This window comes from Microbacterium sp. NPDC077391 (genome assembly GCF_040686955.1).
GTDB lineage: Bacteria > Actinomycetota > Actinomycetes > Actinomycetales > Microbacteriaceae > Microbacterium > Microbacterium commune.
Genome location: NZ_JBFBMI010000001.1, coordinates 996,938 through 1,022,737, shown reverse-complemented (window position 1 = coordinate 1,022,737; position 25,800 = coordinate 996,938). Strand labels below are relative to the sequence as shown.

26 protein-coding genes are annotated in these 25,800 nt (G+C 69.6%); 5 read left to right on the top strand and 21 right to left on the bottom strand.

Annotation, left to right across the window (positions count from 1 at the left end; genetic code table 11):
- Nucleotides 1-48: 48 nt before the first annotated feature.
- On the top strand, nucleotides 49-1,659 hold the full coding sequence (locus AB0O65_RS04665; RefSeq protein WP_363383353.1) for a UDP-N-acetylmuramoyl-L-alanyl-D-glutamate--2,6-diaminopimelate ligase: 1,611 nt from the start codon (nucleotides 49-51) through the stop codon (nucleotides 1,657-1,659).
- Nucleotides 1,660-1,702: 43 nt separating this feature from the next.
- Here AB0O65_RS04665 and dxr read toward each other — a convergent pair whose 3' ends face one another.
- A complete protein-coding gene (gene dxr, locus AB0O65_RS04660) occupies nucleotides 1,703-2,785 on the bottom strand; it encodes a 1-deoxy-D-xylulose-5-phosphate reductoisomerase (RefSeq protein WP_363383351.1) in 1,083 nt (360 codons plus the stop codon).
- Between the two features lie 61 nt (nucleotides 2,786-2,846).
- On the bottom strand, nucleotides 2,847-3,797 hold the full coding sequence (locus tag AB0O65_RS04655; RefSeq protein WP_313478023.1) for an FKBP-type peptidyl-prolyl cis-trans isomerase: 951 nt from the start codon (nucleotides 3,795-3,797) through the stop codon (nucleotides 2,847-2,849).
- Nucleotides 3,798-4,022: 225 nt separating this feature from the next.
- Between AB0O65_RS04655 and AB0O65_RS04650 the strand changes: the two genes are divergently transcribed.
- Nucleotides 4,023-4,712 carry a lysophospholipid acyltransferase family protein gene (locus AB0O65_RS04650; RefSeq protein WP_191712886.1) on the top strand — a complete coding sequence of 230 codons (690 nt, stop codon included), beginning with the start codon at nucleotides 4,023-4,025 and terminating at the stop codon, nucleotides 4,710-4,712.
- 2 nt (nucleotides 4,713-4,714) lie between these two features.
- Here the strand turns inward: AB0O65_RS04650 and AB0O65_RS04645 are convergent, their stop codons facing one another.
- On the bottom strand, nucleotides 4,715-5,203 hold the full coding sequence (locus AB0O65_RS04645; RefSeq protein ID WP_071642255.1) for an OsmC family protein: 489 nt from the start codon (nucleotides 5,201-5,203) through the stop codon (nucleotides 4,715-4,717).
- 40 nt (nucleotides 5,204-5,243) lie between these two features.
- Between AB0O65_RS04645 and AB0O65_RS04640 the strand changes: the two genes are divergently transcribed.
- A complete protein-coding gene (locus AB0O65_RS04640) occupies nucleotides 5,244-6,239 on the top strand; it encodes an asparaginase (RefSeq protein WP_071642254.1) in 996 nt (331 codons plus the stop codon).
- Between the two features lie 13 nt (nucleotides 6,240-6,252).
- On the opposite strand, the gene AB0O65_RS04635 is transcribed toward AB0O65_RS04640, so the two are convergent.
- The 17 genes from AB0O65_RS04635 to prmC all read right to left on the bottom strand — a co-directional run bounded on the left by AB0O65_RS04635 (nucleotide 6,253) and on the right by prmC (nucleotide 23,066).
- Nucleotides 6,253-8,964 (bottom strand): FtsK/SpoIIIE domain-containing protein, encoded by a 2,712-nt coding sequence (locus AB0O65_RS04635; protein ID WP_363383348.1) that lies wholly within the window; start codon nucleotides 8,962-8,964, stop codon nucleotides 6,253-6,255.
- Between the two features lie 57 nt (nucleotides 8,965-9,021).
- Nucleotides 9,022-9,873 carry a protein phosphatase 2C domain-containing protein gene (locus tag AB0O65_RS04630; protein ID WP_071642252.1) on the bottom strand — a complete coding sequence of 284 codons (852 nt, stop codon included), beginning with the start codon at nucleotides 9,871-9,873 and terminating at the stop codon, nucleotides 9,022-9,024.
- A 68-nt stretch (nucleotides 9,874-9,941) separates the two neighbouring features.
- Nucleotides 9,942-10,925, bottom strand: coding sequence for an aldo/keto reductase (locus tag AB0O65_RS04625; RefSeq protein WP_363383346.1), 984 nt, complete (start codon nucleotides 10,923-10,925; stop codon nucleotides 9,942-9,944).
- 119 nt (nucleotides 10,926-11,044) lie between these two features.
- Nucleotides 11,045-11,860: a large exoprotein gene (locus AB0O65_RS04620; protein WP_313478012.1), complete on the bottom strand. Its 816-nt coding sequence runs from the start codon at nucleotides 11,858-11,860 to the stop codon at nucleotides 11,045-11,047.
- A gap of 121 nt (nucleotides 11,861-11,981) precedes the next feature.
- Complete coding sequence (yaaA, locus tag AB0O65_RS04615) at nucleotides 11,982-12,722, bottom strand: peroxide stress protein YaaA (RefSeq protein ID WP_363383539.1); 741 nt, start codon at nucleotides 12,720-12,722, stop codon at nucleotides 11,982-11,984.
- A 73-nt stretch (nucleotides 12,723-12,795) separates the two neighbouring features.
- Complete coding sequence (locus AB0O65_RS04610) at nucleotides 12,796-13,056, bottom strand: F0F1 ATP synthase subunit epsilon (RefSeq protein WP_191711776.1); 261 nt, start codon at nucleotides 13,054-13,056, stop codon at nucleotides 12,796-12,798.
- Nucleotides 13,057-13,058: 2 nt separating this feature from the next.
- Entirely contained in the window at nucleotides 13,059-14,513 is a 1,455-nt protein-coding gene (gene atpD, locus AB0O65_RS04605) for a F0F1 ATP synthase subunit beta (protein WP_071642248.1), read from the bottom strand.
- A gap of 25 nt (nucleotides 14,514-14,538) precedes the next feature.
- Nucleotides 14,539-15,432, bottom strand: a complete 894-nt coding sequence (locus tag AB0O65_RS04600; RefSeq protein ID WP_071642247.1) for a F0F1 ATP synthase subunit gamma — start codon at nucleotides 15,430-15,432, stop codon at nucleotides 14,539-14,541.
- Nucleotides 15,433-15,451: 19 nt separating this feature from the next.
- Nucleotides 15,452-17,092, bottom strand: a complete 1,641-nt coding sequence (gene atpA, locus AB0O65_RS04595; RefSeq protein ID WP_071642246.1) for a F0F1 ATP synthase subunit alpha — start codon at nucleotides 17,090-17,092, stop codon at nucleotides 15,452-15,454.
- A gap of 50 nt (nucleotides 17,093-17,142) precedes the next feature.
- Nucleotides 17,143-17,931 (bottom strand): F0F1 ATP synthase subunit delta, encoded by a 789-nt coding sequence (locus AB0O65_RS04590; protein ID WP_071642245.1) that lies wholly within the window; start codon nucleotides 17,929-17,931, stop codon nucleotides 17,143-17,145.
- Nucleotides 17,931-18,473, bottom strand: coding sequence for a F0F1 ATP synthase subunit B (locus AB0O65_RS04585; protein ID WP_071642244.1), 543 nt, complete (start codon nucleotides 18,471-18,473; stop codon nucleotides 17,931-17,933). Before AB0O65_RS04585 ends, AB0O65_RS04590 begins: the two co-directional genes overlap by 1 nt.
- A 27-nt stretch (nucleotides 18,474-18,500) precedes the next feature.
- On the bottom strand, nucleotides 18,501-18,737 hold the full coding sequence (atpE, locus tag AB0O65_RS04580; protein WP_071642243.1) for an ATP synthase F0 subunit C: 237 nt from the start codon (nucleotides 18,735-18,737) through the stop codon (nucleotides 18,501-18,503).
- Nucleotides 18,738-18,780: 43 nt separating this feature from the next.
- Nucleotides 18,781-19,524 (bottom strand): F0F1 ATP synthase subunit A, encoded by a 744-nt coding sequence (gene atpB / locus AB0O65_RS04575; protein WP_071642242.1) that lies wholly within the window; start codon nucleotides 19,522-19,524, stop codon nucleotides 18,781-18,783.
- 179 nt (nucleotides 19,525-19,703) lie between these two features.
- Entirely contained in the window at nucleotides 19,704-20,213 is a 510-nt protein-coding gene (locus AB0O65_RS04570) for a hypothetical protein (protein ID WP_071642241.1), read from the bottom strand.
- Complete coding sequence (locus tag AB0O65_RS04565; protein WP_071642240.1) at nucleotides 20,210-21,412, bottom strand: MraY family glycosyltransferase; 1,203 nt, start codon at nucleotides 21,410-21,412, stop codon at nucleotides 20,210-20,212. Before AB0O65_RS04565 ends, AB0O65_RS04570 begins: the two co-directional genes overlap by 4 nt.
- Nucleotides 21,409-22,140: an L-threonylcarbamoyladenylate synthase gene (locus AB0O65_RS04560; protein ID WP_071642239.1), complete on the bottom strand. Its 732-nt coding sequence runs from the start codon at nucleotides 22,138-22,140 to the stop codon at nucleotides 21,409-21,411. Before AB0O65_RS04560 ends, AB0O65_RS04565 begins: the two co-directional genes overlap by 4 nt.
- Before the next feature lie 68 nt (nucleotides 22,141-22,208).
- The gene (gene prmC, locus AB0O65_RS04555) at nucleotides 22,209-23,066 is read right to left on the bottom strand and encodes a peptide chain release factor N(5)-glutamine methyltransferase (RefSeq protein ID WP_071642238.1); all 858 of its coding nucleotides are present in this window, start codon (nucleotides 23,064-23,066) and stop codon (nucleotides 22,209-22,211) included.
- Nucleotides 23,067-23,182: 116 nt separating this feature from the next.
- Between prmC and cysK the strand changes: the two genes are divergently transcribed.
- Together cysK and epsC are read left to right on the top strand one after the other, a co-directional pair.
- Nucleotides 23,183-24,121, top strand: a complete 939-nt coding sequence (gene cysK / locus AB0O65_RS04550; RefSeq protein ID WP_363383340.1) for a cysteine synthase A — start codon at nucleotides 23,183-23,185, stop codon at nucleotides 24,119-24,121.
- 14 nt (nucleotides 24,122-24,135) lie between these two features.
- Entirely contained in the window at nucleotides 24,136-24,699 is a 564-nt protein-coding gene (gene epsC, locus AB0O65_RS04545) for a serine O-acetyltransferase EpsC (RefSeq protein ID WP_071642236.1), read from the top strand.
- A 9-nt stretch (nucleotides 24,700-24,708) separates the two neighbouring features.
- Here the strand turns inward: epsC and prfA are convergent, their stop codons facing one another.
- Nucleotides 24,709-25,785 carry a peptide chain release factor 1 gene (prfA, locus tag AB0O65_RS04540; protein ID WP_191711781.1) on the bottom strand — a complete coding sequence of 359 codons (1,077 nt, stop codon included), beginning with the start codon at nucleotides 25,783-25,785 and terminating at the stop codon, nucleotides 24,709-24,711.
- Nucleotides 25,786-25,800 lie beyond the last annotated feature (15 nt).

Sequence of the window (25,800 nt, the reverse complement as noted above, 5' to 3'; positions counted from 1 at the left end):
CCCGTCCGCACCGGGAGCGGCTGGGCCGCGTGAGATCATGGACGGGATATGACCACGACATCGCTGCCCCCTGTGCTCCGTCCGGCCGACCCACCCCGTCGTGCCCTGGCAGAGCTGGCCGAACGCTTCGCCCGAGACGTCCGCGGTGACATCGCCGACGTGCAGCTGAGCGGCATCACGCTCGCGACCGCCGACCTGCGCGCAGGAGAGGCGTTCGTCGCCATCCAGGGCGTCAACCGGCACGGCGCCGAGTTCGCGCAGACCGCGGCGGAGAAGGGCGCGGTCGCGATCATCACAGACGAGGCAGGGGCCGGGATCGCCGGATCTGCGGGTCTGCCGATCATCGTGGTGGACGACCCGCGCGGGGTGCTCGGCGCCCTGAGCGCGTGGGTGTACGGCACCGGCGCGGGCGACCCGCTGCCGCTGCTGTTCGGCACCACGGGCACCAACGGCAAGACGAGCGTGTCGCACCTGCTGCAGGGCCTGCTCGATCAGATCGGGGTCGTGTCGGGTCTGTCGTCGACGGCAGAGCGGCACATCGCCGGTGAGGTGATCGTCTCGCGTCTGACCACACCGGAGGCATCCGAGATGCATGCCCTGCTCGCCCTGATGCGCGAGCGGAAGGTCGAGGCGGTCGCGGTCGAGGTCAGCGCGCAGGCCCTGTCACGGCACCGCGTGGACGGCATCATGTTCGACGTCGCCGGGTTCACCAATCTCTCGCACGACCATCTCGACGACTACGCCGACATGGAGGAGTACTTCGAGGCCAAGCTCCCGCTGTTCACCCCGGAGCGGTCGCGCCGCGCCGTCGTGAGCGTGGACTCGTCGTCCGGCGCCGTCGTCGTCGAGCGCGCCACCGTGCCGGTCGTCACCGTCGGCACGCCGGCGATCGCCGCCGACCCCGAGGCCGCCGCGCGTGCGGACTGGGTCGTCTCGATCGATGACGAGCGCCCCAGCGTCACCGCATTCACGCTCACCGGTCCTGCGGGGCGCACTCTGTCGAGCGTCGTTCCCGTGATCGGACCGCACATGGCGGCCAACGCGGGGCTCGCGATCGTCATGCTGCTCGAGGGCGGGTACGAGTGGGACCGCATCGCCGATGCCCTCGACCGCGACGGTCACATCGTCGCGCACCTGCCCGGACGCACCCAGTTCATCTCGGGCGAGACCGGCCCCGCCGTCTACGTCGACTTCGGACACTCCCCCGACGCCTTCGAGAAGACCCTGGCCGCGGTTCGTCGGGTCACCCCGGGGAAGGTGCTGATGCTGTTCGGCGCCGATGGCGACCGCGATGCCACCAAGCGCTTCGACATGGCCCGCACCGCCGTGGAGGGCAGCGACATCCTCGTGATCACCGATCACCACCCCCGGTTCGAGGACCCGGCGTCGATCCGCGCCACCCTCGTCGAGGGTGCCCGTCGCGCACGGCCGGACGCCGAGATCCACGAGGTGTCGCCGCCGGAGGACGCGATCGTGACCGCGGTCGGGCTGGTCGGCGAAGGGGATGCCATCCTGTGGGCGGGGCCGGGGCACCAGGACTATCGCGACATCCGCGGAGTGCGCACGCCGTACTCGGCCCGTGAGCTGGCCCGCCGGGCGCTCATCGCCGCCGGATGGCCTGCTCCCGAATCGCACTGGCCCGTCCCCTACACCGACTGAGGCGCGGGCACCGGTCGCGCGGGCCTGGCACCCGCAGGGCCGGTCAGGAGGCCGCGATCAGCGCATCCGCCTTCGCACGTGCCCAGGTCTCGGCCTCGGCGAGCGCCTCGAGCGTCAGCTCCTCCGGGGCGTCGTGCGCGTCGACGACGCGCTGCACGGTGTCGACGATGCCGAGGAACGTCAGCCGGCCGTCGTGGAAGGCATGCACGGCCTGCTCGTTCGCGGCGTTGTACACCGCGGGGAACGTGCTGCCGGCACGACCGACCGCCTTGGCGAGCGCGACGGCGGGGAACGCCTCGTCGTCGAGCGGCTCGAAGGTCCAGCTGGTCGCCGTGCGCCAGTCGAGCGGTCGGCCCACGCCGCCGACCCGGTGCGGCCAGTCCAGGCCGAGCGAGATGGGCAGCCGCATGTCCGGCGGTGACGCCTGGGCGATGGTGGAGCCGTCGACGAACTCGACCATCGAGTGCACGACCGACTGCGGGTGCACGACCACCTCGATGTCGTCGTAGGGCACGTCGAACAGCAGGTGCGCCTCGATGACCTCCAGGCCCTTGTTGACCAGCGTGGCCGAGTTGGTGGTGACCATCCGGCCCATGTCCCAGGTGGGGTGCGCGAGCGCCTGCGCCGGGGTGACGTCGGCCAGCTCGGCACGAGAGCGGCCACGGAACGGCCCGCCGGATGCGGTGACGACGAGCCTTCTGACTTCGGCGCGTGTGCCGGCGCGCAGCGCCTGGGCCAACGCGGAATGCTCCGAGTCGACCGGAACGATCTGGCCGGGAGCCGCCGCCGCACGCACCAGCTCGCCGCTGACGATCAAGGACTCCTTGTTCGCCAATGCCAGCGTGCGCCCCGCCTCGAGGGCGGCGAGCGTCGAGCCGAGCCCGATCGAGCCGGTGATGGCGTTGAGCACCACATCGGCGTCGACGTCACGCACCAGCTGCTCCGCCTCGACGGCGCCGAGAGCGGTGTGCTCGAGGTGGAACTGCGCGGCCTGCTCGGCGACCAGCTCGGCGTTACTGCCCGCGGCGATCCCCACCAGCTCGAAGCGACGCGGATTGGCGCGGATCACGTCCAGCGCCTGGGTGCCGATGGAGCCTGTGGAGCCGAGGACGATGACGCGACGCATGCCGCCAGCCTATGCGAGAGGGCGGCGACCCCGTCGGATCGCCGCCCTCTCGTTCAGCGCATCACTGCGCGGCTGGTGCGTGCTGCGTCGCGAGGATGTCGATGACGAAGACGAGGGTCTTGCCGCCGAGCTCGTGGCCCTCGGGGTCCTCGCCGTAGGCGAGCTCCGGCGGGATGACCACGAGAACCTGCGAGCCCACCTTCTGACCGGCGAGCGCCTGCACGAAGCCGGGCACGTAGGTGTTTCCCGGGGCTGCGTACGGAGCCCCCTTCGACCAGGACGAGTCGAAGCTCTCGCCGCTCTCCCAGTCGACGCCGTAGTACTGCAGCAGCGTGGTGTCGCCGTCGGCGACGGCGGGCCCGTCACCCTGCTTCAGCACCGAGATCTCGAGCTCGGCGGGAGCGTCTGCGGACGGCACCTCGACGGCGGGTTCGCCGTCCTTGGCGAGCGTGACGACAGGCATCCCATCGACCGGCTCCTGCTTCTCGCCCCACGCCGCGGTGGGCACCTTGTCGAGCACGTCGATGATGTACAGCTGCGAGTCCGCGCCGTCGGAGGCGGGCAGCGCGAATGCGACGCGCGTGCCGATCGGGGCGCAGCCGATCGCCTCCGCGAGCGCCTGATTCGCCAGCGCGTCCTGCGGCAGCAGCTCCCCCTCGGCGTACCCGAGATCGCCGAGGTGCTCCCCCGTCTTGGAGTCGAAGGCGCTCATCGCGTAGGCGATGTAGTCGCCCTCCTCGACCTTCTCGCCCGTGCCCTCGGTGACGACGGTGCGCTGCACCTCGTCGACCTTCTGATCCTTCGCGACGGTGATCTTGGCCGGCTGACCGAAGTCACCGCTCACGTCGACACTGTCGGTGAGCGCACCGGGAGCGGCGACCTGCTCGCACGCGTCGGCGCTGCCCTTCGAGTCGGACGCATCCGACGTGTCCTGAGCACCGGAGCATCCGGCGAGCAGGAGCGCGGTGACGGCCACGGTGGAGGCAAGGGCGAGGGGGCGCAGACGCAACATGAGACCTTCGGGTTCGCAGAACGGTGAAGGTCCCATCCTGACGCACCCGGCTTTGCCGCCGCTGAGTGCAGAACCGGACGCCGCGTCATTCCGCGGCAGGCATGCACCGGAAGATAAGCTCTTCCGGTGAGTTCTGAGCAGTCGGTCACCCCCGCGGACCCCGAGCCGGAGACGCCGGGGCACCCGTCGCCTCGCCACGCCGGGTTCAAGTACAAGGTCGGGCGGATGGTCGCGGCGTCCGTGGCGCGGGTGGTCTATCGGCCTCGCATCGAGGGTCGCGAGAACGTGCCGCTGACCGGTGCGGTGATCCTCGCCAGCAATCACCTGTCGTTCATCGACTCGATGGCGATCCCGATCGCGGCTCCGCGGCCGGTGCACTTCCTCGCGAAGTCGAGCTACTTCGAGGGCACCGGGATCAAGGGCGCCATCTCGCGCGACTTCTTCACCTCGGTCGGAGCGATCCCCGTGCGCCGGGGTGCCGGCCAGGCCGCTCTCGACGCGCTGGACCAGCAGCGGCAGCTGCTCGACGACGGTCTGGCCGTCGCGCTGTACCCCGAGGGGACCCGCTCGACGGACGGCCGACTGTACAAGGGCCGCACGGGTGTCGCCTTCCTCGCCCTGCAGACGGGGGCTCCGGTCGTCCCGGTGGGCCTGATCGGCACGGACAGGATGATGCCGAGGGGGGCGAAGATGCCCTCGCTCAGCGAGCGCGTCACGGTGCGCTTCGGCACCCCGATCGACGTGTCCAGGCACGGTCCCGCGACGAGTGGCAGAGCTCGCCGCCTCGCCACCGACGAGATCATGGCCGCCATCCACGCGCTGAGCGGACAGGAGCTCGCCGGCGTGTACAACGAGCCGCCGGCGCAGACACCCATCGAGAAGATCAAGCAGGCGCTTCCGCACGAGCGCCGCTGAGCTCAGCCGCGCTCTGATGCCACCTCGACGGTGGCGTCGTGGTGCACCGGGAAGTTCACGGAGTTCGCGATGAAGCACCATTCGTGGGCGATGCGGTGCGCCTCGCGTGCGGCGTCGAGCATCGACTCGTCGGCGACGCGCACGTGAGGACGCAGCGTCACCTCGGCGAACGCGCCGCCGCCTCGTCCGTCCTCGCGCATCACCCCGGTGGCCTCGTCGCGGTACTCGGTCACGACGACCCCGGCGGTGACGCACGCGTGCAGGTACGACAGCAGGTGGCATTCCGACAGGGCCGCCAGAAGCAGATCCTCCGGATTCCAGCGCGACGGGTCGCCGCGGAACGGCTTGTCGGCCGATGCCTGCAGGTCGGGTTTGCCCTGGATGCCGATCGTGACGTCACGGGCGTAGTCGCGATAGCCGCTCGTGCCGGTGCCGCGGTTCCCGGTCCAGGTGGTCGTGAGCGCGTAGTGGTGTTCGCCGAGGGGGGCCATCGCGCCAGTCTGCCACCGTGCAGCGCATTAGGCTTGTCTGGTGCTCGAGACTCTCACCATCGCTGACGCCGTCGAACTCGCGATCGTGGAGCGCAACGGCTTCGTGGAGTCCCGCCATGCGGGCGCCGCCGTCGTGCTCTCCCCCGACGGGGAGGTCATCGCTCAGCACGGCAACGCCGAAGCGCTGATCCTGCCGCGCTCCAGCCTGAAGCCGCTGCAGGCGATCGCCAGTGTGACAGCCGGCGCGAGCCTGGAGGGCGAGCAGCTCGCGCTCGGCACGGCCAGCCACAGCGGCACTGATCGGCATGTCGAGGTCGTGCGCGAGATGCTCGCCGCAGGCGGCCTCAATGAGGACGACCTGGGCTGCCCTGCCGCGTGGCCGTCCGACTCCACGGCGCGCCGCGACATGATCCGCGATCACGCCGATCAGGCACGCGTGCGGATGAACTGCTCGGGCAAGCACGCCCTCATGCTCCGCGCCTGCGTCGCGACCGGCTGGCCGACCGAGGGATACCTCGACACCGCGCACCCGCTGCAGGTACACATCCGGGATGTGGTGGAGCGCCTCGCCGGAGAGAAGATCGCGCATACGTCGATCGACGGTTGCGGCGCGCCGGTGCACGCCATCACCCTGCTGGGCCTCGCACGCGCGATCCATCGGATCGGCTCGGCCTCGGAGCGCTCTCCGTTCGCCCTGCACCGTGTCGCCGGTGCGCTCGTGCGCGCCGTCCGGGAGAACCCGTGGACGATCGCGGGGCCCGGCGAACCCGACACCATCGCCATCGAGACGCTCGGCGTGTTCGCCAAGCACGGCGCCGAGGGTGTGATGGTCATGGTCGCCCCGGACAACACGACCGTGGCGATCAAGACACTCGACGGCAGCAGCCGCGCCTCGGCGATCGTCGCCGCCACGCTGCTCGCCAGGGCCGGCGCGCTCGGCGAGGCCGACGTCGCGGCGCTCGCATCGGCCCTCCCCCTCGATGTGCTCGGCGGCGGTCAGCCGGTCGGCATGATCCGTCCGGGTTCCGGTATCTGATCCAGCCGCTGGCTCAGGTCAGCCGCACTCGTCGCGGTCGCCCTCCGGCTGGCACCACCCACGCCCGGCCCTCGTGCAGCCGCGCGTACGGCGGGGTGTCGCGCACCCCCGCGAGCTGGCGCAGTTCCGTCGCGCATTCCGCCGCGATGACGAGCTCGCCCGCGCTGCGGATGCCCTGCAGCAGCGACCACTGAGCACGCCACTGCTCCGGGTCGCCGACGATCACGACCGGCGCGTCCTCGGCGGGGGTCGGCCCGTTCTCGGCGAGGGTCGTCACCCGGCATCCCGGGACCGCGGCGGCGAGCGTCGTGCGGGTCTCGTCGACCGCTGTCGTCACCACGCCCGCGGGAGTGCGCGCGGGCCGCCAGCGTGCGATGCCGCGCGCATCCGCGCTCCCCCGACGCCCGCTGCCCGGCGCGACCGGATCGGTCCAGCAGATCTGCACGTCGCGACCGTCCACCACGCCGCGGCCGGGCGGCCGGTGCGGGTCGAACGCCGCGGACTCGCCGCCGGCGGAGATGTGCTCCACCCTGCCGCTCAGCCTCAGCAGCGCGCGGTGCGAGAGCCCGTCGAGCAGCCGCCCGACCGGACCCGTCGCCCGTGACGAGGTGATCACGACGCCGGCCGGGGAGCGGACGATGCGCTCCCACCGGCTCAGGAAGAGCTGCGCGTGCTCAGCCGGGTACTGCGCGAGCAGCACGTCGAGATCATCGCAGAGGACCATCCCGTGCCGACCGGTCGCGAGCTCCGCCACAGCATCCCACGCCTCCTCGACGTCGTTCGGGATGACGACCGCATCCGGGATCTGAGCATGCACGATGCGGATCAGCGCGCTCTTGCCCGCCCCCGGGCCGCCGATCACGCCGAGCCCGTCGCCGCGCGCGAGATGCACCCAGGGCTGCCTCTGCTGATCCGGCTCATCGGCTCGGCCGAGCACGATCACACCGGCCTCGGGTGCGCCGCTGCCGGAGGGCAGGTCGATCACGCGGGGCAGCGGGGGCAGCCACGGACTGGCCGGGGTCTGCGCCCCCTCCCACCGGCGCGTCACCGCCGCCACATCGTGCGGGGAGGTCAGCGCGACGCGCACGGCATGCGGCTCGACGTCCTCGGGCCGACGCAGGTACACCAGGCCGCGCGACGCCGATCCTCCCGGGAGCGCCGCCGCGACCTCCGAGCCGATCACCAGGCGACTGTCGGCCGCCTCCGCCACGCGCAGGCTCAGCCGCAGCGGGCAGTTCGCCGCCAGGGCGTCCCGGATCACACCGCCCGCACGCTGCGTGCCGAGAACGAGATGCATCCCCAGCGCCCGTCCGCGCGCGGCGATATCGGTGAAGATCTGCGCCAGGTCGGGGTGCTCCTGCATGAGGGCGGCGAACTCGTCGACGACGATCACGAGCCGAGCGAGCGAGGGGGATCCGGTGACGTCGCGCGCGCCCGCTGCGGCCAGAGCCGCCTCCCGGCGCCGCAGCTCGGCGCTGAGACTGCCGACCCCACGTCGCGCACCGGCCGCATCGAGGTCGGTGACGACCGCGACGACATGGGGCAGCGAGCGCAGCGGGTCGAACGCCGTGCCTCCCTTGAAGTCGATCAGCACGAACGTCACCTCCTCCGGCGCATGCGCGGCGGCGATCGCCACCACCCAGCTGGTCAGAAGCTCGCTCTTTCCCGTGCCCGTCATGCCCGTGACGATCGCGTGCGGACCGTCGTCGACCAGATCGACGAGCACATCGCCCTGCTCCCCTCGCCCGAAGCGTGCGGCGAGTCGGCCGTCACCGCCCTCCGCCGTCTGGAGCTCACTGAGCGCGACGGCGTCCGGAACCTGCGCGGTGTCCTCCGATCTGCTGGCCACCGCCGCGGCGATGCAGACGATCTGCCGGGTCGACACCGCCTCCATGGAGATGTCTCGCAGCCCCTCCGGGGTGCGCGCGACCGCCCGTGCCGGTGCCACGCACTCCAGCACGGTCGTGACGCCCTCCGGGGGCTCCTCCCCCGGCGTCCGCACGCAGATCACGGCGTCGGCGGGATCGGCCCCGTCGCCGATCCGCAGCCGGAAGCGGGCGCCGCGACGGTCGGCGTGCGGAAACTGCTCCAGGCCCCACTCCGCGACACCGCGGCCGTGCAGGCTCAGCTCCGACGGCCCGAACCTCAGGCACAGCTGTGCGACGAGAGCCCTGACGACGGCGCTCGCGACCGGACGAGCCGCCCGCACGCACACGCCGCCGCCGAGCTCGACGACGATCGGAGCATCGTCGAGGTTCTCGGCGCGCTCGCGGAAGGCACGGGATCGATCGTCGTCACCGCCCGAAGCGCGGACCCGACTGCGCGTGCGGCCCCGCCCGATCACCAGGTCGGTGGCGGCGCTCAGCGGCGTGCGGCCTCGCAACGGCGGGTCGAGCAGACAGCCCGCCGCATCGGGTGAACGATGCCAGAGCATCCGGTGCTCCTGGCCGTGCAGGCGCACGAGCTCGTCCTCGGCGCGCTGCCACGCGGCGTCGGTCTCCCCCTCCGCCCGGCGACGTGCTCGGCGCCGCGATCGCATGCCGTCGAAGAACGACGCGAGCAGCATCAGCGGGCCGAGGGCCGCGAAGCACAGCGCGAACAGGGAGTCCGTGATCAGCCACAGCACCACTCCCGCGACGACGGGGACGATCGCGGCGAGCAGCGGCAGCGGCGGTCGCGTCGGCTGCGCGGCAGATGCGGGCAGGACGATGGTGGTGGCATCCATCCACCCATCTCAGCCCATCGTGACCCGCGGATCCGGCCTGTCCACAGGCCGGCCGGCTCACCCCTCGATCGCGGGTTCTGTGGAGGATGAATCGCCGCCGACAGCGGGCCGCTCTGCGGTGGCCACGTCGTCGGCGGCGCCGCCACGGCCGCCGGTGAAGCGCACGTTGAGCACGATCAGCGTGACGTTGTCGCGTCCGCCGTTCTCCAGCGCCGCATCGACCATCGCGTTCACCGCGTCAGCGGGCTCGGCGTTCTCGCGAAGGAAGTGCAGGATGCCGTAGTCGGTGAGCTCTTTGGTGAGACCGTCGGAGCAGATGATGAACCGGTCGCCGTCGACGACGTCGATGGCGACGTAGTCGGGTGAGACGAGCTCGTTCGCCCCCACCGCGCGGGTGATCACGTTGCTGTAGGGGTGGGCGTCCGCCTCTTCCGGGCTGATCTTGCCGGATGCGATGAGCTCCTGCACCACGGAGTGGTCGGTCGTGACCTGGATCAGGCGACCGTCCCGCTCCAGATAGACCCGTGAGTCGCCGATGTTGAGCGAGATCCAGCGCCAGCCGTCGTCATGGCGATCGAGGTACACGCCGGTCAGCGTCGTCCCCGTCCCCTCGTCGGTCGTCTCGGGATGCTGGTGGATGTCGTCCACGGCCAGCTGCAGCGCAGCCACGATCCGCTCGTCGTCGATCTGTCCGGCGTCGACCATGTCGGAGAGCCGGTCGACGGTCGCCTGGCTGGCGATCTCGCCGCCCGCGTGTCCGCCCATGCCGTCGGCGACGATGAACAGCGGGTACTTGGCGAGGAACGAGTCCTGGTTGTTCTCCCGGCGTCGGCCGCGATCGGTCACACCCGCCCAGGTGAGCTCGAGGTCATCGCTGACGCGGAAGGTCTGCGTCGTGGTCTCAGGCACGTGGGCTCTCCATCGGGCGGCTGGGCGACTGAACAGCCGCGGGATTCGTCTTCATCGTAGTCGTGCCGTCACATCCGGTCGGCAGGGTCGTCGATCAGCGGGAACAGGGCGTCGATCTCCGCGAGGTCCGCTGCCGTGGGAGCCCACGCGTCTGCGGCTGCGGCGTTCGCCTCGACCTGCTCGGGCGTGGTGGCGCCGGCGATCACGCTGGAGACGCCGGGCTGCGCCAGCAGCCAGCCGAAGGTCGCCTGGAGCATCGTGATATCGCGCTGATCGCAGAACGCCTGGTACTGCTCGAGTGCATCCCAGGGCGCGTCGGACCAGATGTGCTGACGCGTCTGCATGATGCGGCTGCCGGTGGGACCGCCCTCGCGGGTGAACTTGCCGGTGAGCAGTCCGTTCTTCAGCGGGAAGAACGGGAAGAAGCCGAGGCCGTAGCGCTCGACCGCGGGCAGCACTTCACGCTCGGACGCACGCGCCAGCAGCGAATAGTGATTCTGAGCGGAGATGAATCGCCCCGTGGAGCGGGCGCGGGCGGTCAGCTCGGCCTCGGCGATCTGCCACCCGGTGAAGTTGGAGTGCCCGTAGTAGCGGATCTTCCCCTCGTCGACGAGCTCGTCGAGCGCATCGATGGTCTCGGCGATCGGGGTCTGCGGGTCGGGCAGGTGCAGCTGGTAGAGGTCGATCCAGTCGGTGCGCAGACGGCGCAGCGAATGCTCGACGGCGTGACGCACGTAGCGGCGCGATCCGCGACCCCCGGGGAAGTCGTACCCCATGTCCCGCTCGTGACCGAACTTGGTCGCCAGCACCACGCGGTCGCGGCGGCCCTCGAGCACCTCGCCCATCAGCTCCTCGCTGCGGCCCGCGTCGGCGCCGTACATGTCAGCGGTGTCGAAGAAGAACACGCCGTTCGCGAGTGCCGCGTCGATCACGACCCGAGTGCCGTCGAGCGTCTCGGTCACTGTTCCCGCACGCCCGAAGTTGTTGCAGCCGAGACCGGCTGCGGAGACGACGAGTCCGGATGCGCCGACGCGACGCTGCGAGGTGACCATGCATCCACACTATCGGGGCGTCGGCGCTGCTCGGACCGGCCGGGCGCGCCGACCACCCTGTTTCGGCATGAAGACACGAGGAAGCCCCCGACCTCGTCGGGGGCTTCCTCGTGTTCAGCTCAGGGTCGCGGCTGCGTCGGGTCCTCAGGCGCTGCCGGCGGCGCGGGAGGAGCGGGCGGTGCGGCCGGAGGCGCGGACGGCGGAGCAGGAGGTGCCGGCGGCGCGGCCGGAGGCGGAACCGGTGCGCCCGGCGCCGGCGGAACCGGTGCTGCAGGGTTGAGCGGAGCGCCGTAACCGGGCTGTGCCGGCTGTCCGTAACCGGGCTGGGCCGGAGGCGCGTAGCCGGGCTGGGCCGGAGGCGCGTAGCCGGGCTGTGCCGGCGGGGCGTAGCCCTGCGGTGCGCCGTAGCCGGCGGGGGCGGCGTTCTGGCCGGGCTGCACGGGGATGCCGTCCCACACGGTGTTGTCACCGAGGAAGCCGTTGCCGGCCCACGGAGCGGGGGCGATGTTCGGGTTCCAGCGCGAGCGGTCGAACGCGGCGATGCCCATCCAGACGATGTTGAGCAGCACGAAGAGGATGACCCAGGCCGCCTCCTTCTGCAGCTTGAGCCCGACGCGCCAGCCGGCCATCGCGAACAGCGCGGTGAAGACCAGACCGAAGATGCCGCCGATACCGGTCCACGACAGCAGGATCGTCGCGCCCAGCGCGTACAGCACGAGCCACGGGCTCATGTCGCCGAGCTTGAAGAAGATCATCTCCCGGTAGACCGGTACCCAGGCGCGCCATTTGCCGACGACACCGGCCTTGTCGAAGATCTTCATCATGAAGATCGACGAGATGACGTACATGATCGGCCCGACGATCAGCAGCAGCACCGTCAGCAGGCCGACGATCGCAGCGATGGCGCCGTAGTCGCCGTAGTCGCCATATCCCATGAGTGAACCACTTCTCTCGTCGAGAGGAAGCGGTGTCGCTTCCCCGTGCGGATCTCGTGCTCCGGCCATGCTAGCGAAGCGGCGCGATCACGGGCAATGAGACACGGCGCCGTCTCAGGCCTCAGCCGTCGACCACGAGCTCCAGAACCCCGGCATCCGGGCTCTCGCGCAGCGGGATGTCGTTCTCCTGCGCCCAACCCAGCAGCGCGCGGACGGAGCGGGGCCTCGGGCGCGTCGTGGCGAGGGCGCGCACGAGCAGGCCCTTGGACTTCTTGTTGAAGTGGTTCAGGGCGCGGCCTGTGTCGGTGACCACGCGCACGTATGCCGAGGGCACGACGCCGGCCACCGGCCCGAGCGCCACGTAGGACTCGCTGCGCAGGTCGAGCACGAAGTCGGCGTCCGCCAGAGCGGCGGACGTCGCCGCGGCCCAGTGTCGGCGCAGCGGGGGGATGCCGGGCAGCGAGGTGCCGGCGGCCAGGCGGTACACCGGGATCTCGTCGAGCGCGCCGACCGGGCCGAACGGCGCCGAGTGGATCAGCACGTGCGCTCCGAGCCACCGGCGCGCCGACGGGTCGAGGGACGCGGCGTCGAGAGCGTCGTAGAGCACGCCCGTGTAGCGGTCGACGGCGGCCATCGTGGGGGCCGTCTGCAGCATCCGGTTGTGCACGATGTCACCGGCCTGACGCTCGCTGAGCTTCAATACGCGACGCGCGGTGGACTCGTCGGCGCAGAGAGCGACCAGAGCGTCGATGACCTCGGTGCGCTGGGCGGCCAGAGCCGGCAGCGCGAGGTCGGCGAGGCGCATCGGGCCTCCGACGCCACCCTGGCGTTTGGTCTCGGACGGGGGCAGGAGGATCTTCATGGTCTCCACAGACGAAGCGTCCGCTCCGGATCGTGCAGGGCACGATCCGGAGCGGACGCCGGTGGTCTTGCTGTCAGGCGATCAGTGCGGCGTTGCCGGCCACGATGGTGAGCGTGTCGCCCTCCATCGAGAGGAAGCCGTCCTGCGCGTTCGCGAGCACCTTGCTGCCGTCGATCTGAGTGATGCGGACCTCGCCCTGGGCGAGGATGGCCAGCACCGGCTCGTGACCGGACATGATGCCGATCTCGCCCTCGACGGTCTTGGCGACGACGAGCGACGCCTCTCCCGTCCAGACCTCCGCGTCAGCGGAGACGAGACTCACGTGCAGCGCCATGGTCAGGCGTTCTCCTTCTGGATCTTCGCCCATGCCTCTTCGACGTCGGAGATGCCGCCGACGTTGAAGAACGCCTGCTCAGCGACGTGGTCGAAGTCACCGCGGGTGATCGCATCGAAGGACTCGATGGTCTCCTTGAGCGGGACGGTCGATCCCTCGACACCGGTGAACTTCTTCGCCATGTAGGTGTTCTGCGAGAGGAACTGCTGGATGCGACGTGCGCGCGACACGACGATCTTGTCCTCTTCGGAGAGCTCGTCGACACCGAGGATCGCGATGATCTCCTGCAGCTCCTTGTTCTTCTGCAGGATCTGCTTGACCGTCGTCGCCACACGGTAGTGGTCCTCGCCCAGGTAGCGCGGGTCCATGATGCGCGACGTCGAGGTCAGCGGGTCGATGGCCGGGTACAGACCCTTCGACGCGATCTCTCGCGAGAGCTCGGTCGTGGCGTCCAGGTGCGCGAACGTCGTCGCGGGAGCCGGGTCGGTGTAGTCGTCGGCCGGCACGTAGATCGCCTGCAGCGAGGTGATCGAGTGACCACGCGTCGAGGTGATGCGCTCCTGGAGGAGGCCCATCTCGTCGGCGAGGTTCGGCTGGTAGCCCACGGCGGAGGGCATGCGGCCCAGCAGCGTGGAGACCTCGGAGCCTGCCTGGGTGAAGCGGAAGATGTTGTCGATGAAGAGCAGCACGTCCTGCTTCTGCACGTCACGGAAGTACTCCGCCATCGTCAGAGCCGACAGCGCGACGCGCAGACGGGTCCCCGGCGGCTCGTCCATCTGGCCGAAGACGAGCGCGGTCTTGTCGAAGACGCCGGCCTCCTCCATCTCGTGGATGAGGTCGTTGCCCTCACGGGTGCGCTCGCCGACACCGGCGAACACCGACACGCCACCGTGGTCCTGCGCCACGCGCTGGATCATCTCCTGGATGAGCACGGTCTTGCCGACACCCGCGCCACCGAACAGACCGATCTTTCCACCCTGCACGTAGGGGGTGAGGAGGTCGATCGACTTGATGCCGGTCTCGAACATGGTGGTCTTCGACTCGAGCTGGTCGAAGTTCGGCGCCTTGCGGTGGATCGGCCAGCGCTCGGTGACCTCGATGGTCTCGCCGGGCTCGGCGTTGAGGACCTCGCCGATCACGTTGAAGACCTTGCCCTTGGTCACGTCGCCGACGGGGACCGAGATGGCCTCACCGGTGTCGCGGACCTCCTGCCCGCGGACGATGCCGTCCGTGGGCTTCAGAGCGATCGCGCGGACGAGGTCGTCGCCGAGGTGCTGTGCGACCTCGAGCGTGATCTCGGTGGAGTCCTCGCCGATCGTGATGGTGGTCTTGAGGGCGTTGTAGATGTCGGGAATCGAGTCGTGCGGGAACTCGATGTCGACAACCGGACCGTTGACGCGTGCGACGCGTCCGACGACCGCGGTCGCCGGCTGCTCAGCCATGGCGGTGGTGGTCATTTCTCGTCTCTTCTCCTGATGTGTGTCAGCTGGACGACAGGGCGTCGGCGCCGCCGACGATCTCTGCGATCTGCTGGGTGATCTCGGCCTGGCGAGCGTTGTTGCGCAGGCGGGTGTAGTCGGTGATCAGCTTGTCGGCGTTGTCGCTGGCCGACTTCATCGCCTTCTGCGTCGCGGCCTGCTTCGCTGCCGACGACTGCAGAAGCGCGTTGAACACGCGGCTCTGGATGTACACCGGCAGGATGGCGTCCAGCACCGTCTCGGCGTCGGGCTCGAACTCGTAGAGCGGGTACACGGCTGCGGTCGCCGTGTCCTCGGCCTCTTCGATCTCGAGCGGCAGCAGACGAAGGGCGGTGGGCTCCTGCGTCATCATGCTGACGAAGCGGTTGTACACCAGCACGATCTCGTCGACGCCCTCGGACGCGCCACCGCGCAGGAAGGCCTCCTGCAGCGTGTGCGCGATCTCCTCGGCGGTGTGGAACGACGGCGTGTCGGTGTCGCCGATCCATTCCGCGGCGGACTCGATGCGACGGAACTGGAAGTACCCGACCGCCTTGCGGCCGATCAGGTAGTACACCGGCTCACGGCCGAGCTCACGCAGACGCTCGCCCTGCTCGAGACCCTCGCGGATCACTTGGGAGTTGAACGCGCCGGCGAGCCCCCGGTCACTCGAGAAGATGACGACCGCCGTGCGGCGGATCGTCTCAGCCTCGCGGGTGAGCGGGTGGTCGACGCTGGAGTGCGTCGCGACGGCGGACACGGCCCTCGTCACGGCCCGCGCGAAGGGGCTGGACGCCTTGACGCGTGCCATCGCCTTCTGGATGCGCGAAGCCGCGATGAGTTCCATCGCCTTCGTGATCTTCTTGGTCGTCTGAGCAGAAGAGATCTTCTGCTTGTAGACCCTGAGTTGAGCGCCCATGAATCAGTACCTCACGCGGTTACGCGCGACGACCCTTGACGATCTTCTCCTGGCTGACGTCACCGGCGTCCTCGGCCGACACCTGCTCGTTGCCCGGGCTGCTGATCGACTGGCCCTTGCCGCCCTGGAACTCCAGGATGAAGGCGTCGGTCTGCTTGTCGAGCTCTGCCACCGTGGCGTCATCGAGGACGTTGGTGTCACGCAGGGTGTCGAGGATCGACGTGTTGCGACGCAGGTAGTCGAGAAGGTCGCGCTCGAAGCGGAGCACATCCTCGACCTCGATCGAGTCGAGCTTGCCGTTCGTTCCGGCCCAGATCGAGACGACCTGCTCCTCGACGGGGTACGGCGAGTACTGCGGCTGCTTGAGCAGCTCGGTCAGGCGCGCACCACGGGCGAGCTGACGACGCGACGCCGCATCGAGATCGGACGCGAACATCGCGAACGCCTCGAGGGAGCGGTACTGCGCGAGCTCCAGCTTCAGCGTTCCGGAGACCTTCTTGATCGACTTCACCTGGGCGTCACCGCCGACTCGCGAGACCGAGATGCCCACGTCGACCGCGGGACGCTGGTTGGCGTTGAACAGGTCGGACTGCAGGAAGATCTGGCCGTCCGTGATCGAGATCACGTTGGTCGGGATGTACGCCGAGACGTCGTTCGCCTTGGTCTCGATGATCGGCAGACCCGTCATCGAACCGGCACCGAGCTCGTCGGAGAGCTTCGCGCAGCGCTCGAGCAGACGCGAGTGCAGGTAGAAGACGTCACCCGGGTACGCCTCGCGCCCCGGCGGGCGGCGCAGCAGGAGCGACACGGCGCGGTAGGCCTCAGCCTGCTTCGACAGGTCATCGAAGATGATCAGGACGTGCTTGCCGCCGTACATCCAGTGCTGGCCGATGGCCGAGCCGGTGTAGGGGGCGAGGTACTTGAAGCCGGCCGGGTCAGACGCAGGGGCCGCGACGATGGTGGTGTACTCCATCGCGCCGGCCTCCTCGAGGGCGCCGCGCACACCGGCGATGGTCGAGCCCTTCTGACCGATCGCGACGTAGATGCAGCGCACCTGCTTGTTGACGTCGCCCGACTCCCAGTTGGCCTTCTGGTTGATGATCGTGTCGATCGCGAGAGCGGTCTTGCCGGTCTGGCGGTCGCCGATGATCAGCTGACGCTGGCCGCGGCCGACCGGGATCATCGCGTCGATCGCCTTGACGCCGGTCTGCATCGGCTCGTGCACGGACTTGCGCTGCATGACGCCGGGCGCCTGCAGCTCGAGTGCACGAGAGCCCTCGGTCGCGATGGAGCCGAGTCCGTCGATCGGGTTGCCGAGCGGGTCGACGACACGACCCAGGTAGCCGTCGCCGACCGGGACGGAGAGAACCTCTCCGGTGCGGGTCACCTCCTGGCCCGCCTCGATGCCGGTGAAGTCGCCGAGGACGACCACACCGATCTCCTTCTCGTCGAGGTTCAGTGCCAGGCCCTTCGTGCCGTCGCCGAAGGTGACGAGCTCGTTGGCCATGACGCCCGGCAGTCCTTCGACGTGCGCGATGCCATCGGCTGCGTCGATGACGGTGCCGACCTCGGTCGCCGCGGCGCCGGTGGGCTCGTAGGCTGCGGCGAAGTCCTTCAGCGCGTCACGGATGACGTCGGGGCTGATCGATAGTTCTGCCATTGTCTTCCCTTTGTGTGTCTGGGTGTGCGCGGTTCCCCGCGTCGAGTAGTTCAGCTCGCGAGCTTCTGGCGAAGGTCGGCGAGGCGAGCGGAGATGCTGCCGTCGATGACGTCATCGGCGATCTGCACGCGCAGGCCCCCGACGACGGATTCGTCGATCACCTGGTTGATGGAGATCTCGCCGCCGTAGCGACGGGCGAGCGCGTCACGCAGACGCGCTTCCTGTGCAGCCGCGAGAGGAGCGGCGGTGTACACCGTCGCCACCGAACGGCCTGCCTGAGCTGCGACGATGCGAACCGCGCGGCTGAGCACCCGGCGAACGCGGCGCTCACGCGGACGCGGCACCAGGGACGAGGCGATCAGCATGGTCGCCGGTGATACGGCGCCGCCGAGCACGCGCTCCACGAGTGCGCGCTTCGCGGCGTCGCCGCCGAGCCGACCGCCGAGCGCGAGCTCGAGCTCGGGGTTCGCCGCGACGACGCGCGAGAAGCCGAACAGCTCCGTCGCGACGTCGTCACCGGCAGACGCGGCGGCGGCTGCCCGGATCGCGAGCTCTTCGACACCGTCGACGAGATCGGACTCCGACGACCAGCGCTGAGCTGCGACCGTGGTGAGCAGCGCGCGCACCGGAGCCGAGACACCCGCGAAGACAGCCGAGACGAGCGCGCTGCGCGCCTCAGCGGGAGCTGCAGGATCGGCGAGCGCGCCGCTCAGCTGAGCCGACTCCCCGATCGTGCGAGCCGCAGCGAAGAGCTCGGCTGCACTGTCGAGGTTCAGGCCCGACGCTGCGGCAAGAGCGTCCGTCGATGCCGCGAGTGCCTGAGTGGTCGCGCTGCCCATTACTTGGCCTTCTCGAGGTCGGCGAGGAAGCGGTCCACGACGGCCGTCGCGCGAGCGTCGTCGCTGAGGGTCTCCCCCACGACGTTGCCTGCGAGGTCGATCGCGAGCGTGCCGACCTCGCTGCGCAGCGAGACGAACGCCGCCTGGCGCTCGGCCTCGATCTGCGAGTGAGCGGCTGCGGTGATGCGACCGGCCTCGGCGGCAGCGGTCTCCTTGGCCTCGGTCACGATCTTCTTGCCGTCCTCGCGGGCGGCTTCGCGGATCTCACCGGCCTCGGCGCGTGCCTCGGCGAGCTGGCGGGTGTACTCCTCCAGCGCGGCCTCGGCCTGCTTCTGCGCCTCATCGGCTTTGGCGATGTTGCCTTCGATGGCGGCTGAGCGCTCGTCGAGGATCGCGGTCAGGCGAGGAAGGGCGACCTTCCACACCACGATAAGGATGATGAGGAACCACAGGCCCGACCAGATGATGTCGTACCACGCGGGGATGAGCGGGTTAGGCGCCTCGGTCTCCGCCGCGAGGTTCGTGACAAGAGCGTTCAGCATCCTGTCTCCTTCAGAAGTCGGTGCGGATTACGGGAAGGGGATGAATGCGACGGCGATGCCGACGAACGCGAGCGCCTCGGTGAAGGCGATACCGATCCACATGAGGACCTGCAGGCGACCGGCGAGCTCGGGCTGACGGGCGACACCCTCGATGGTCTTGCCGACGACGATGCCCACGCCGATGGCCGGTCCGATGGCGGCGAGGCCGTAGCCGACCGCACCGATGTGACCGTTGATTTCAGCGAGAACCGTAGTAGCGTCCACGGGTTTTTCCTTTCGTTGGGTGGGACGGCAGTTGCCGACCCGCTCAGTGCTCTTCTGCGACCGCGAGCTGGATGTAGATCGCGGTGAGGACGGTGAAGACGTAGGACTGCAGGACGACGACCAGGATCTCGAAGAGAGTGAAGGCGCCGCCGAAGGCCAGGGTGCCGACGCCGAGCGCCGCCCAGCCGCCACCTGCGGTGAAGAAGAAGAAGTGCGTGGCCGCGAAGCACAGCACGAGGATCATGTGACCGACGACGAGGTTCATCATCAGACGCAGGGTGAGGGTCACCGGGCGGATGATGAAGGTCGAGATGAACTCGAGCGGAGTCACGATGATGTAGACCGGCCACGGCACGCCCGCCGGGAAGAGGGAGTTCTTCCAGAACCCGAGCGGGCTCTTCTTCATGCCGGCGTAGATGAAGGTCACGTAGCTGATCACGGCCAGCGTGAGCGGCACGGCGATGATCGCGGTGCCCGGCATGTTCAGGAACGGGATGATGCCGGTGATGTTCATGAACAGGATCATGAAGAACATCGCCACGAGCAGCGGAGCGAACCGCTCGCCGTCCTTGCGGCCGAGGAGGTCGTGGCCGATGCCGTTGCGGACGAAGCCGATCCCCATCTCGACGACGCTCTGGAAGCGGCCCGGCACGACGGTCATGCGACGGGTGCCGAGCCACATGAACAGCACGACGGCGATCACGGAGAGCAGCTGGATGAGGTGGATGCGATGCATCGGCACGACACCGAACGCGTTGAACAGGATCTCCGGGAAGAACTCGTCCATCGAGGGGCCGTAGAATTCACCGTCACCGGCGATCGGACGAAGGGTCAGGGTCGCAACGGGATTCAACAGCGCGGGCTCCAGCTTCGGGTCACCGGCGAGAACCGGGGCGACGAGGGACGGTGTGCATCAGCGCAAGCGCTCGCGAGACGAGCGGCGGGCACGGATAAACACTACCAGATTCAGCGGTCGTTCTCGGTCGCGCCGTGCGCATTCCGACCGTCGGCGTCGGCCTCGTCCTCGGGGTTGACGGTCGGAAGATCGATGTCGCTCACGTGCGGAAGGCGCATGCGGACGAGCACGACGGCATCGACCACGAGCGAGAGGACGACACCGGCGACGATCGCGAGGAAGAACACGAGCGGCGAGATCCAGGCCTGACCGCTGATGACGATCATGATCACGAGGAACAGACCCAGCTTGAGCAGCCAGCCGCCCAGCACGATCGCGAAGAAGAGCTGCACGTAGATCGGATCGCCGAACCAGCGGTTCGCGAACAGGATGCTGCCCGCCGTGATGGCGAGGAACACGAATGCGAGCAGAACCCCGCTCAGGCCGCTCCACAGCCCGCTCGTGCCGTCGACGGCGTAGCCGATACCCGCGGCGGCGATGGCGAGCACCAGTGCGGCACCGGCCGACCACGTCAGCGTTCGCCGCAGGATGGGTGTGCTGGAGACGGGGCTCGGGGTCATCGGGGCTCCATGGGCTCGGTGTCGGGTCGGGTGGGGTGGGAGACGGCGGCTGCGGCTCGGCGTTCCGCGGCTCGTCGCCGGACGCTGAGCGGGGTGCGCGTGATGATCAGGCACGCGACGATGCCGACCACGCCGAACGCGACCGCGGCGAGGTATCCGCCCGGCCAGTCCTGTCGACCTGCGATGTACATCAGCAGGACCGTCAGCGAGATGATCGCACTCCATGCGTAGAAGATCAGCACGGCGTCGCGGTGGCGGTGGCCGAGATCGAGCATCCGGTGATGGAGGTGCTTGCGGTCGGGCGAGAACGGCGACCGGCCCGCGCGCATCCGGCGGGACACCGCGAGGCCGAAGTCGAGGAGCGGGAGCATGACGATCACCAGCGGCAGGACGATCGGGATGAACGCGCCGAGCAGCTGCGATCGGCCGAAGCGCTCCGGATCGAACGCGTTCACATCGCCCTGCGTGGTGAGCGCGATCGTCGATGTCGCCATCAGCAGCCCCAGCACGAGGGCGCCGGAGTCGCCCATGAACAGCTTCGCCGGGCTCCAGTTCAGCGGCAGGAAGCCGAGGCACGCGCCGATGAGCACCGCGGCGAGGAAGGTGGCGAGGTTGAAGTAGCTCGTCGCGCCCGAGTCGCGGGTGAGGATGTAGGCGTAGACGAAGAACACGCCGTTGGCGATGAGGCAGACGCCCGCGACGAGACCGTCGAGCCCGTCGATGAAGTTGACCGCGTTCATCACCACGACGATCGCGAACATCGTGATCGAGATGCTCACCCAGCTCGAGACGAGGATCATGTCGCCGACCGGCAGCGAGAGGATCTGCAGACCTCCCCCGACCGAGATGATCCCGGCCGCGAGGAACTGCGCGGCGAGCTTGATCATCCAGTCCAGATCGATCAGGTCGTCGATCACCCCGACCACGGCGATCAGAAGCGCCGCCGCGAGGATGGCCCACAGGGTGTTCGGCGGCGACCACATCCGCTCGAAGAACGGGTTGGCTGCGGAGATGAGGACCGCGCTGGCGATGCCGATGAACATGGCGACGCCGCCGAGTCGTGGGGTCGGGGTCTTGTGCACATCGCGTTCACGGATGCCGGGGTACAGCTTGAACCTCAGGCTCAGCCGCCACACCGCCCACGACAGCGCGAAGGTGACCGCCGCCGTGAGGATGATCGTGAACAGGTACTGCTTCACTCTTCGTCGACCGGGCTCTCGTCGACGGGGCGCTCCCCGACCTCGCCCGGCTGCTCCTCCGGCTCGAGGAGATCCCCGAGCACCTCGGCCAGCTGCTCCCTGGTCACGGCACCCGCGCGCAGGATGCGCACCACCGGGGTGTCCCCGTCGGCAGTCGCGACGAGGGAGGTGGCATCGACGATGGTCGAGGGCACGCCGGTCTCGCTGTAGCCCTCCTCCAGGTAGACCGCGACGCTGTCGCCGAGCATCGCCTCGGCGTCCGACGCGATGATCGCGGCGTCGCGCCCGCTGAGGTTCGCGCTGGACACGGCGAGGGGCCCCGTCTCTGCCAGCAGCTCGAGAGCGATGCGACGGTCGGGCATCCGCACGGCCACCGTGCCCTTGGTCTCGCCCAGGTCCCAGGTCAGCGACGGCTGAGCGGGCAGCACGATCGTGAGGCCGCCGGGCCAGAACGCGTCGACGAGCCGCTGTACCGGTGCGGGAACCGTCTCGACGAGGGCGGCGAGCATGTCCTGTCCGGCGACGAGCACCGGCGGCGGCATGTCGCGCCCGCGGCCCTTGGCGTCGAGCAGGCGCTGAACGGCGGCGGGAGAGAAGGCGTCGGCCGCGATGCCGTACACGGTGTCGGTGGGCAGGACGACGAGCTCGCCACGGGCGATCGCCTGGCGGGCGTGGCGCATGCCGGCGAGGATCTGGGAGTCGTCGCGGCAATCGAAGACAGTTGACATGGCGCTCCTAGTCTACGTCGGTCGCCTCCGTGCCCACGGGCGCGAGAGCGCGCCCGTCGCGACCGCGTTCAGGCCCGCAGCGCCGTCGTCGCGCGGTCGCGACGCGTGAGGTCCTGGTGCGTCGCCGCTGCGCGCCACCCGTCGGATGTGAGGATGTCGCGGATCGCGGCGCCCTGCAGCTCGCCGTGCTCGAGCACGAGCAGTCCACCCGCGTGCAGCAGATCCTGGGCCCGTGAGCTGATCACGCGCACGACGTCGAGTCCGTCCGCTCCGCCGTACAGCGCCTGAGCCGGGTCGTGCAGGCGCACCTCGGGGTCGCGCGGGATCGCATCGTCGGGCACGTACGGCGGGTTCGAGATGACCACGTCGGCGACGCCGCGCAGCTCGTCGAATGCCGTCGCCAGATCCCCGTGCACGAGGGTCAGGTTCCCGACGCCACGCGCGTTGCGCTGCGCCCAGGCGTATGCGTCGGCGGACCGCTCCACGGCGTGCACTCTCGCGTGCGGCACCTCGGTGGCCATCGCCAGGGCGATCGCGCCGCTGCCCGTGCCGAGGTCGACGGCCACCGGCTGCGCGGACGCGCTCTCCAGGAGCGCATCGATCGCGAACTGCACGACGGTCTCGGTCTCGGGGCGCGGCACGAAGACACCGGGGCCCACCGCCAGCTCGAGGTGGCGGAAGGCGGCCCGACCGGTCAGATGCTGCACGGGCTCGCGTGCGGCGCGTCGGTCGACGAGCAGGGCCAGCCGCTCGGCATCCGCTTCGGCGATCTGATCCCCGCGCACAGCCGCGGCCTGCAGCTCACCGCGGCCGAGTCCGAGCACGTGACCGATGAGCAGCTCGGCGTCGACGAGCGGGTCAGGCACGCCCGCGTCGGCGAGTCGCTGCGCGATGGCGCGCAGCTGCGCCGAGATCGGGATGGGCATTCTCCCAGCGTATGCGGTGCGGGCGTCCGGTCACATTCCGTCATCACCCGGAGTACGCAACGTAGGCTGATGTCGCTGACTCCGCTCACGAGAACTCCGCTCACGAAAGGTCTGCCATGACCGGCATCCACAACGACATCACCAGCACTTTCGGCAACACCCCCCTGGTGCGGCTGAACCACCTGACGGAGGGCCTCGACGCCACCGTTCTCGTCAAGCTCGAGTCGTTCAACCCGGCCTCGAGCGTGAAGGACCGCATCGGCATCGCGATCGTCGACGCCGCAGAGGCGTCGGGCGAGCTGAACCCCGGCGGCACGATCGTCGAGGCGACCAGCGGCAACACCGGCATCGCGCTGGCCATGGTCGGCGCCGCGCGCGGCTACAAGGTGATCCTCACCATGCCCGCGTCCATGTCGAAGGAGCGCCGCGTGCTGCTGAAGGCGTTCGGCGCCGAGCTCGTGCTGACCGATCCGACGCTGGGCATGAAGGGCGCGATCGAGAAGCTGCAGGAGATCATCGAGTCCACGCCGGGTGCCGTCTGGGCCCGCCAGTTCGAGAACTCCGCCAACCCCCAGATCCACCGCGAGACCACGGCGCAGGAGATCCTGCGCGACACGGACGGGCAGGTCGACATCTTCGTGGCCGGTGTCGGCACCGGCGGCACCATCACCGGCGTCGGCCAGGCGCTGAAGGCGGTCAAGCCCGAGGTCCACGTCGTCGCCGTCGAGCCGACCGACTCCCCCCTCCTCTCGGAAGGACGCACCGGCCCCGCGAAGATCCAGGGCATCGGGCCCAACTTCGTGCCCGCGATCCTCGATCGCGACGTGATCGACGAGATCATCACCGCCGGCTTCGAGGAGTCGCTCGAGACCTCCCGCGCGCTCGCCGCCAAGGAGGGCATCCTCGTCGGCATCTCCGCCGGGGCCGCCGTCGCTCAGGCGCTGAAGATCGCCGCGCGCCCCGAGAGCAAGGGCAAGCAGATCGTCGTCATCGGCTGCGACACCGGTGAGCGCTACCTCTCCACCGCCCTGTTCGAAGACCTGCGCGAGGACTGACCCGTCCTGTGAGCATGCTCTCCCGGATCCGCGAGGACATCGCGGCCGCCCGCCACCGCGACCCCGCTGCCCGCAGCGGGGTCGAGGTGGCTCTGCTCTACCCGGGTCTGCACGCCGTGTGGGGCCATCGCGTGTGGCACGCACTGTGGCGACGCGGACTCCGTTTCGTCGCGAGGATGGGCTCGCAGATCACACGCTGCCTCACGGGCATCGAGATCCACCCCGGTGCGAAGATCGGCCGGCGCTTCTTCATCGACCACGGCACGGGCGTCGTGATCGGCGAAACGGCCGAGATCGGCGACGATGTGATGCTCTACCACGGCGTCACGCTCGGTGGCAGGACCCGCGATCACGGCAAGCGACACCCCACCCTCGAGGACGGCGTGTCCGTGGGCGCAGGGGCGAAGATCCTCGGCCCGGTGCGCGTCGGGGCGAGGTCCGTCATCGGCGCGAACGCCGTGGTGACGACGGATGCGCCCGCCGACAGCATCCTCGTCGGTGTACCGGCGAAGCCTCGGCGGCGCACGGGATCGGACGACTCGCGGGCTCTGCTGACCGCGTCGGACTACGTGATCTGAGGCCGCGGCTCACTCGCCGCCGAGGGCGGCGAGCCTGGCTTCCTCGTCGGCGTGGATCGCCGATTCGATGATCGGCTCGAGCGCGCCGTCCATCACCTGGTCGAGGTTGTACGCCTTATAGCCCGTGCGATGATCCGCGATGCGGTTCTCGGGGAAGTTGTAGGTGCGGATGCGCTCGGAGCGGTCCATGCCGCGGATCTGCGAGCGGCGGGCGTCGGATGCCGCGGCATCCAGCTCCTCCTGCTGCTTGGCGAGCAGACGGGCCCGCAGCACGCGCATGGCCGCCTCGCGGTTCTGCAGCTGCGACTTCTCGTTCTGCATCGACACGACGATCCCCGTCGGCACGTGCGTGATGCGCACCGCCGAGTCGGTGGTGTTCACGGACTGCCCGCCCGGTCCCGACGAGCGGTAGACATCGATCTTCAGATCGTTCGCGTCGATCTGGATCTCCTCCGGCTCGTCGACCTCGGGGAAGACGAGCACGCCGGTGGTGGACGTGTGGATGCGCCCCTGCGACTCGGTGGCGGGCACGCGCTGCACGCGGTGCACGCCGCCCTCGTACTTCAGGTGCGCCCAGACGCCCTGCGACGGGTCGGAGGACGAGCCCTTGATCGCGACCTGCACGTCCTTGTAGCCGCCGAGATCCGACTCGTTGCGCTCGAGGAGCTCGGTCTTCCAGCCCTTGGACGCCGCGTACTGCACGTACATGCGCAGCAGGTCGGCGGCGAACAGCGCCGACTCGGCACCGCCCTCCCCCGCCTTGATCTCCATGATCACATCGCGTGCATCGTCGGGATCGCGCGGGATGAGCAGGCGCCGCAGCTTCTCCTGCGCGACGCGGAACCCCTCCTCGAGCACAGGGATCTCGGCGGCGAACGCGTCGTCCTCCCTGGCCAGCTCGCGAGCCGCCTCGAGGTCGTCGGATGCCGTCGTCCACGCCTCGTGCGCGGCGACGATGCGGTTCAGCTCGGCGTAGCGCCGATTGACCCGCTTGGCGCGGGCGGCGTCGGCGTGCACCGCCGGGTCGGAGAGCTCCTCCTGCACCCGGCGATGCTCCTCGATGAGGGCCTGGACCGATTCGAACACGCCTCTGCTCCGCTC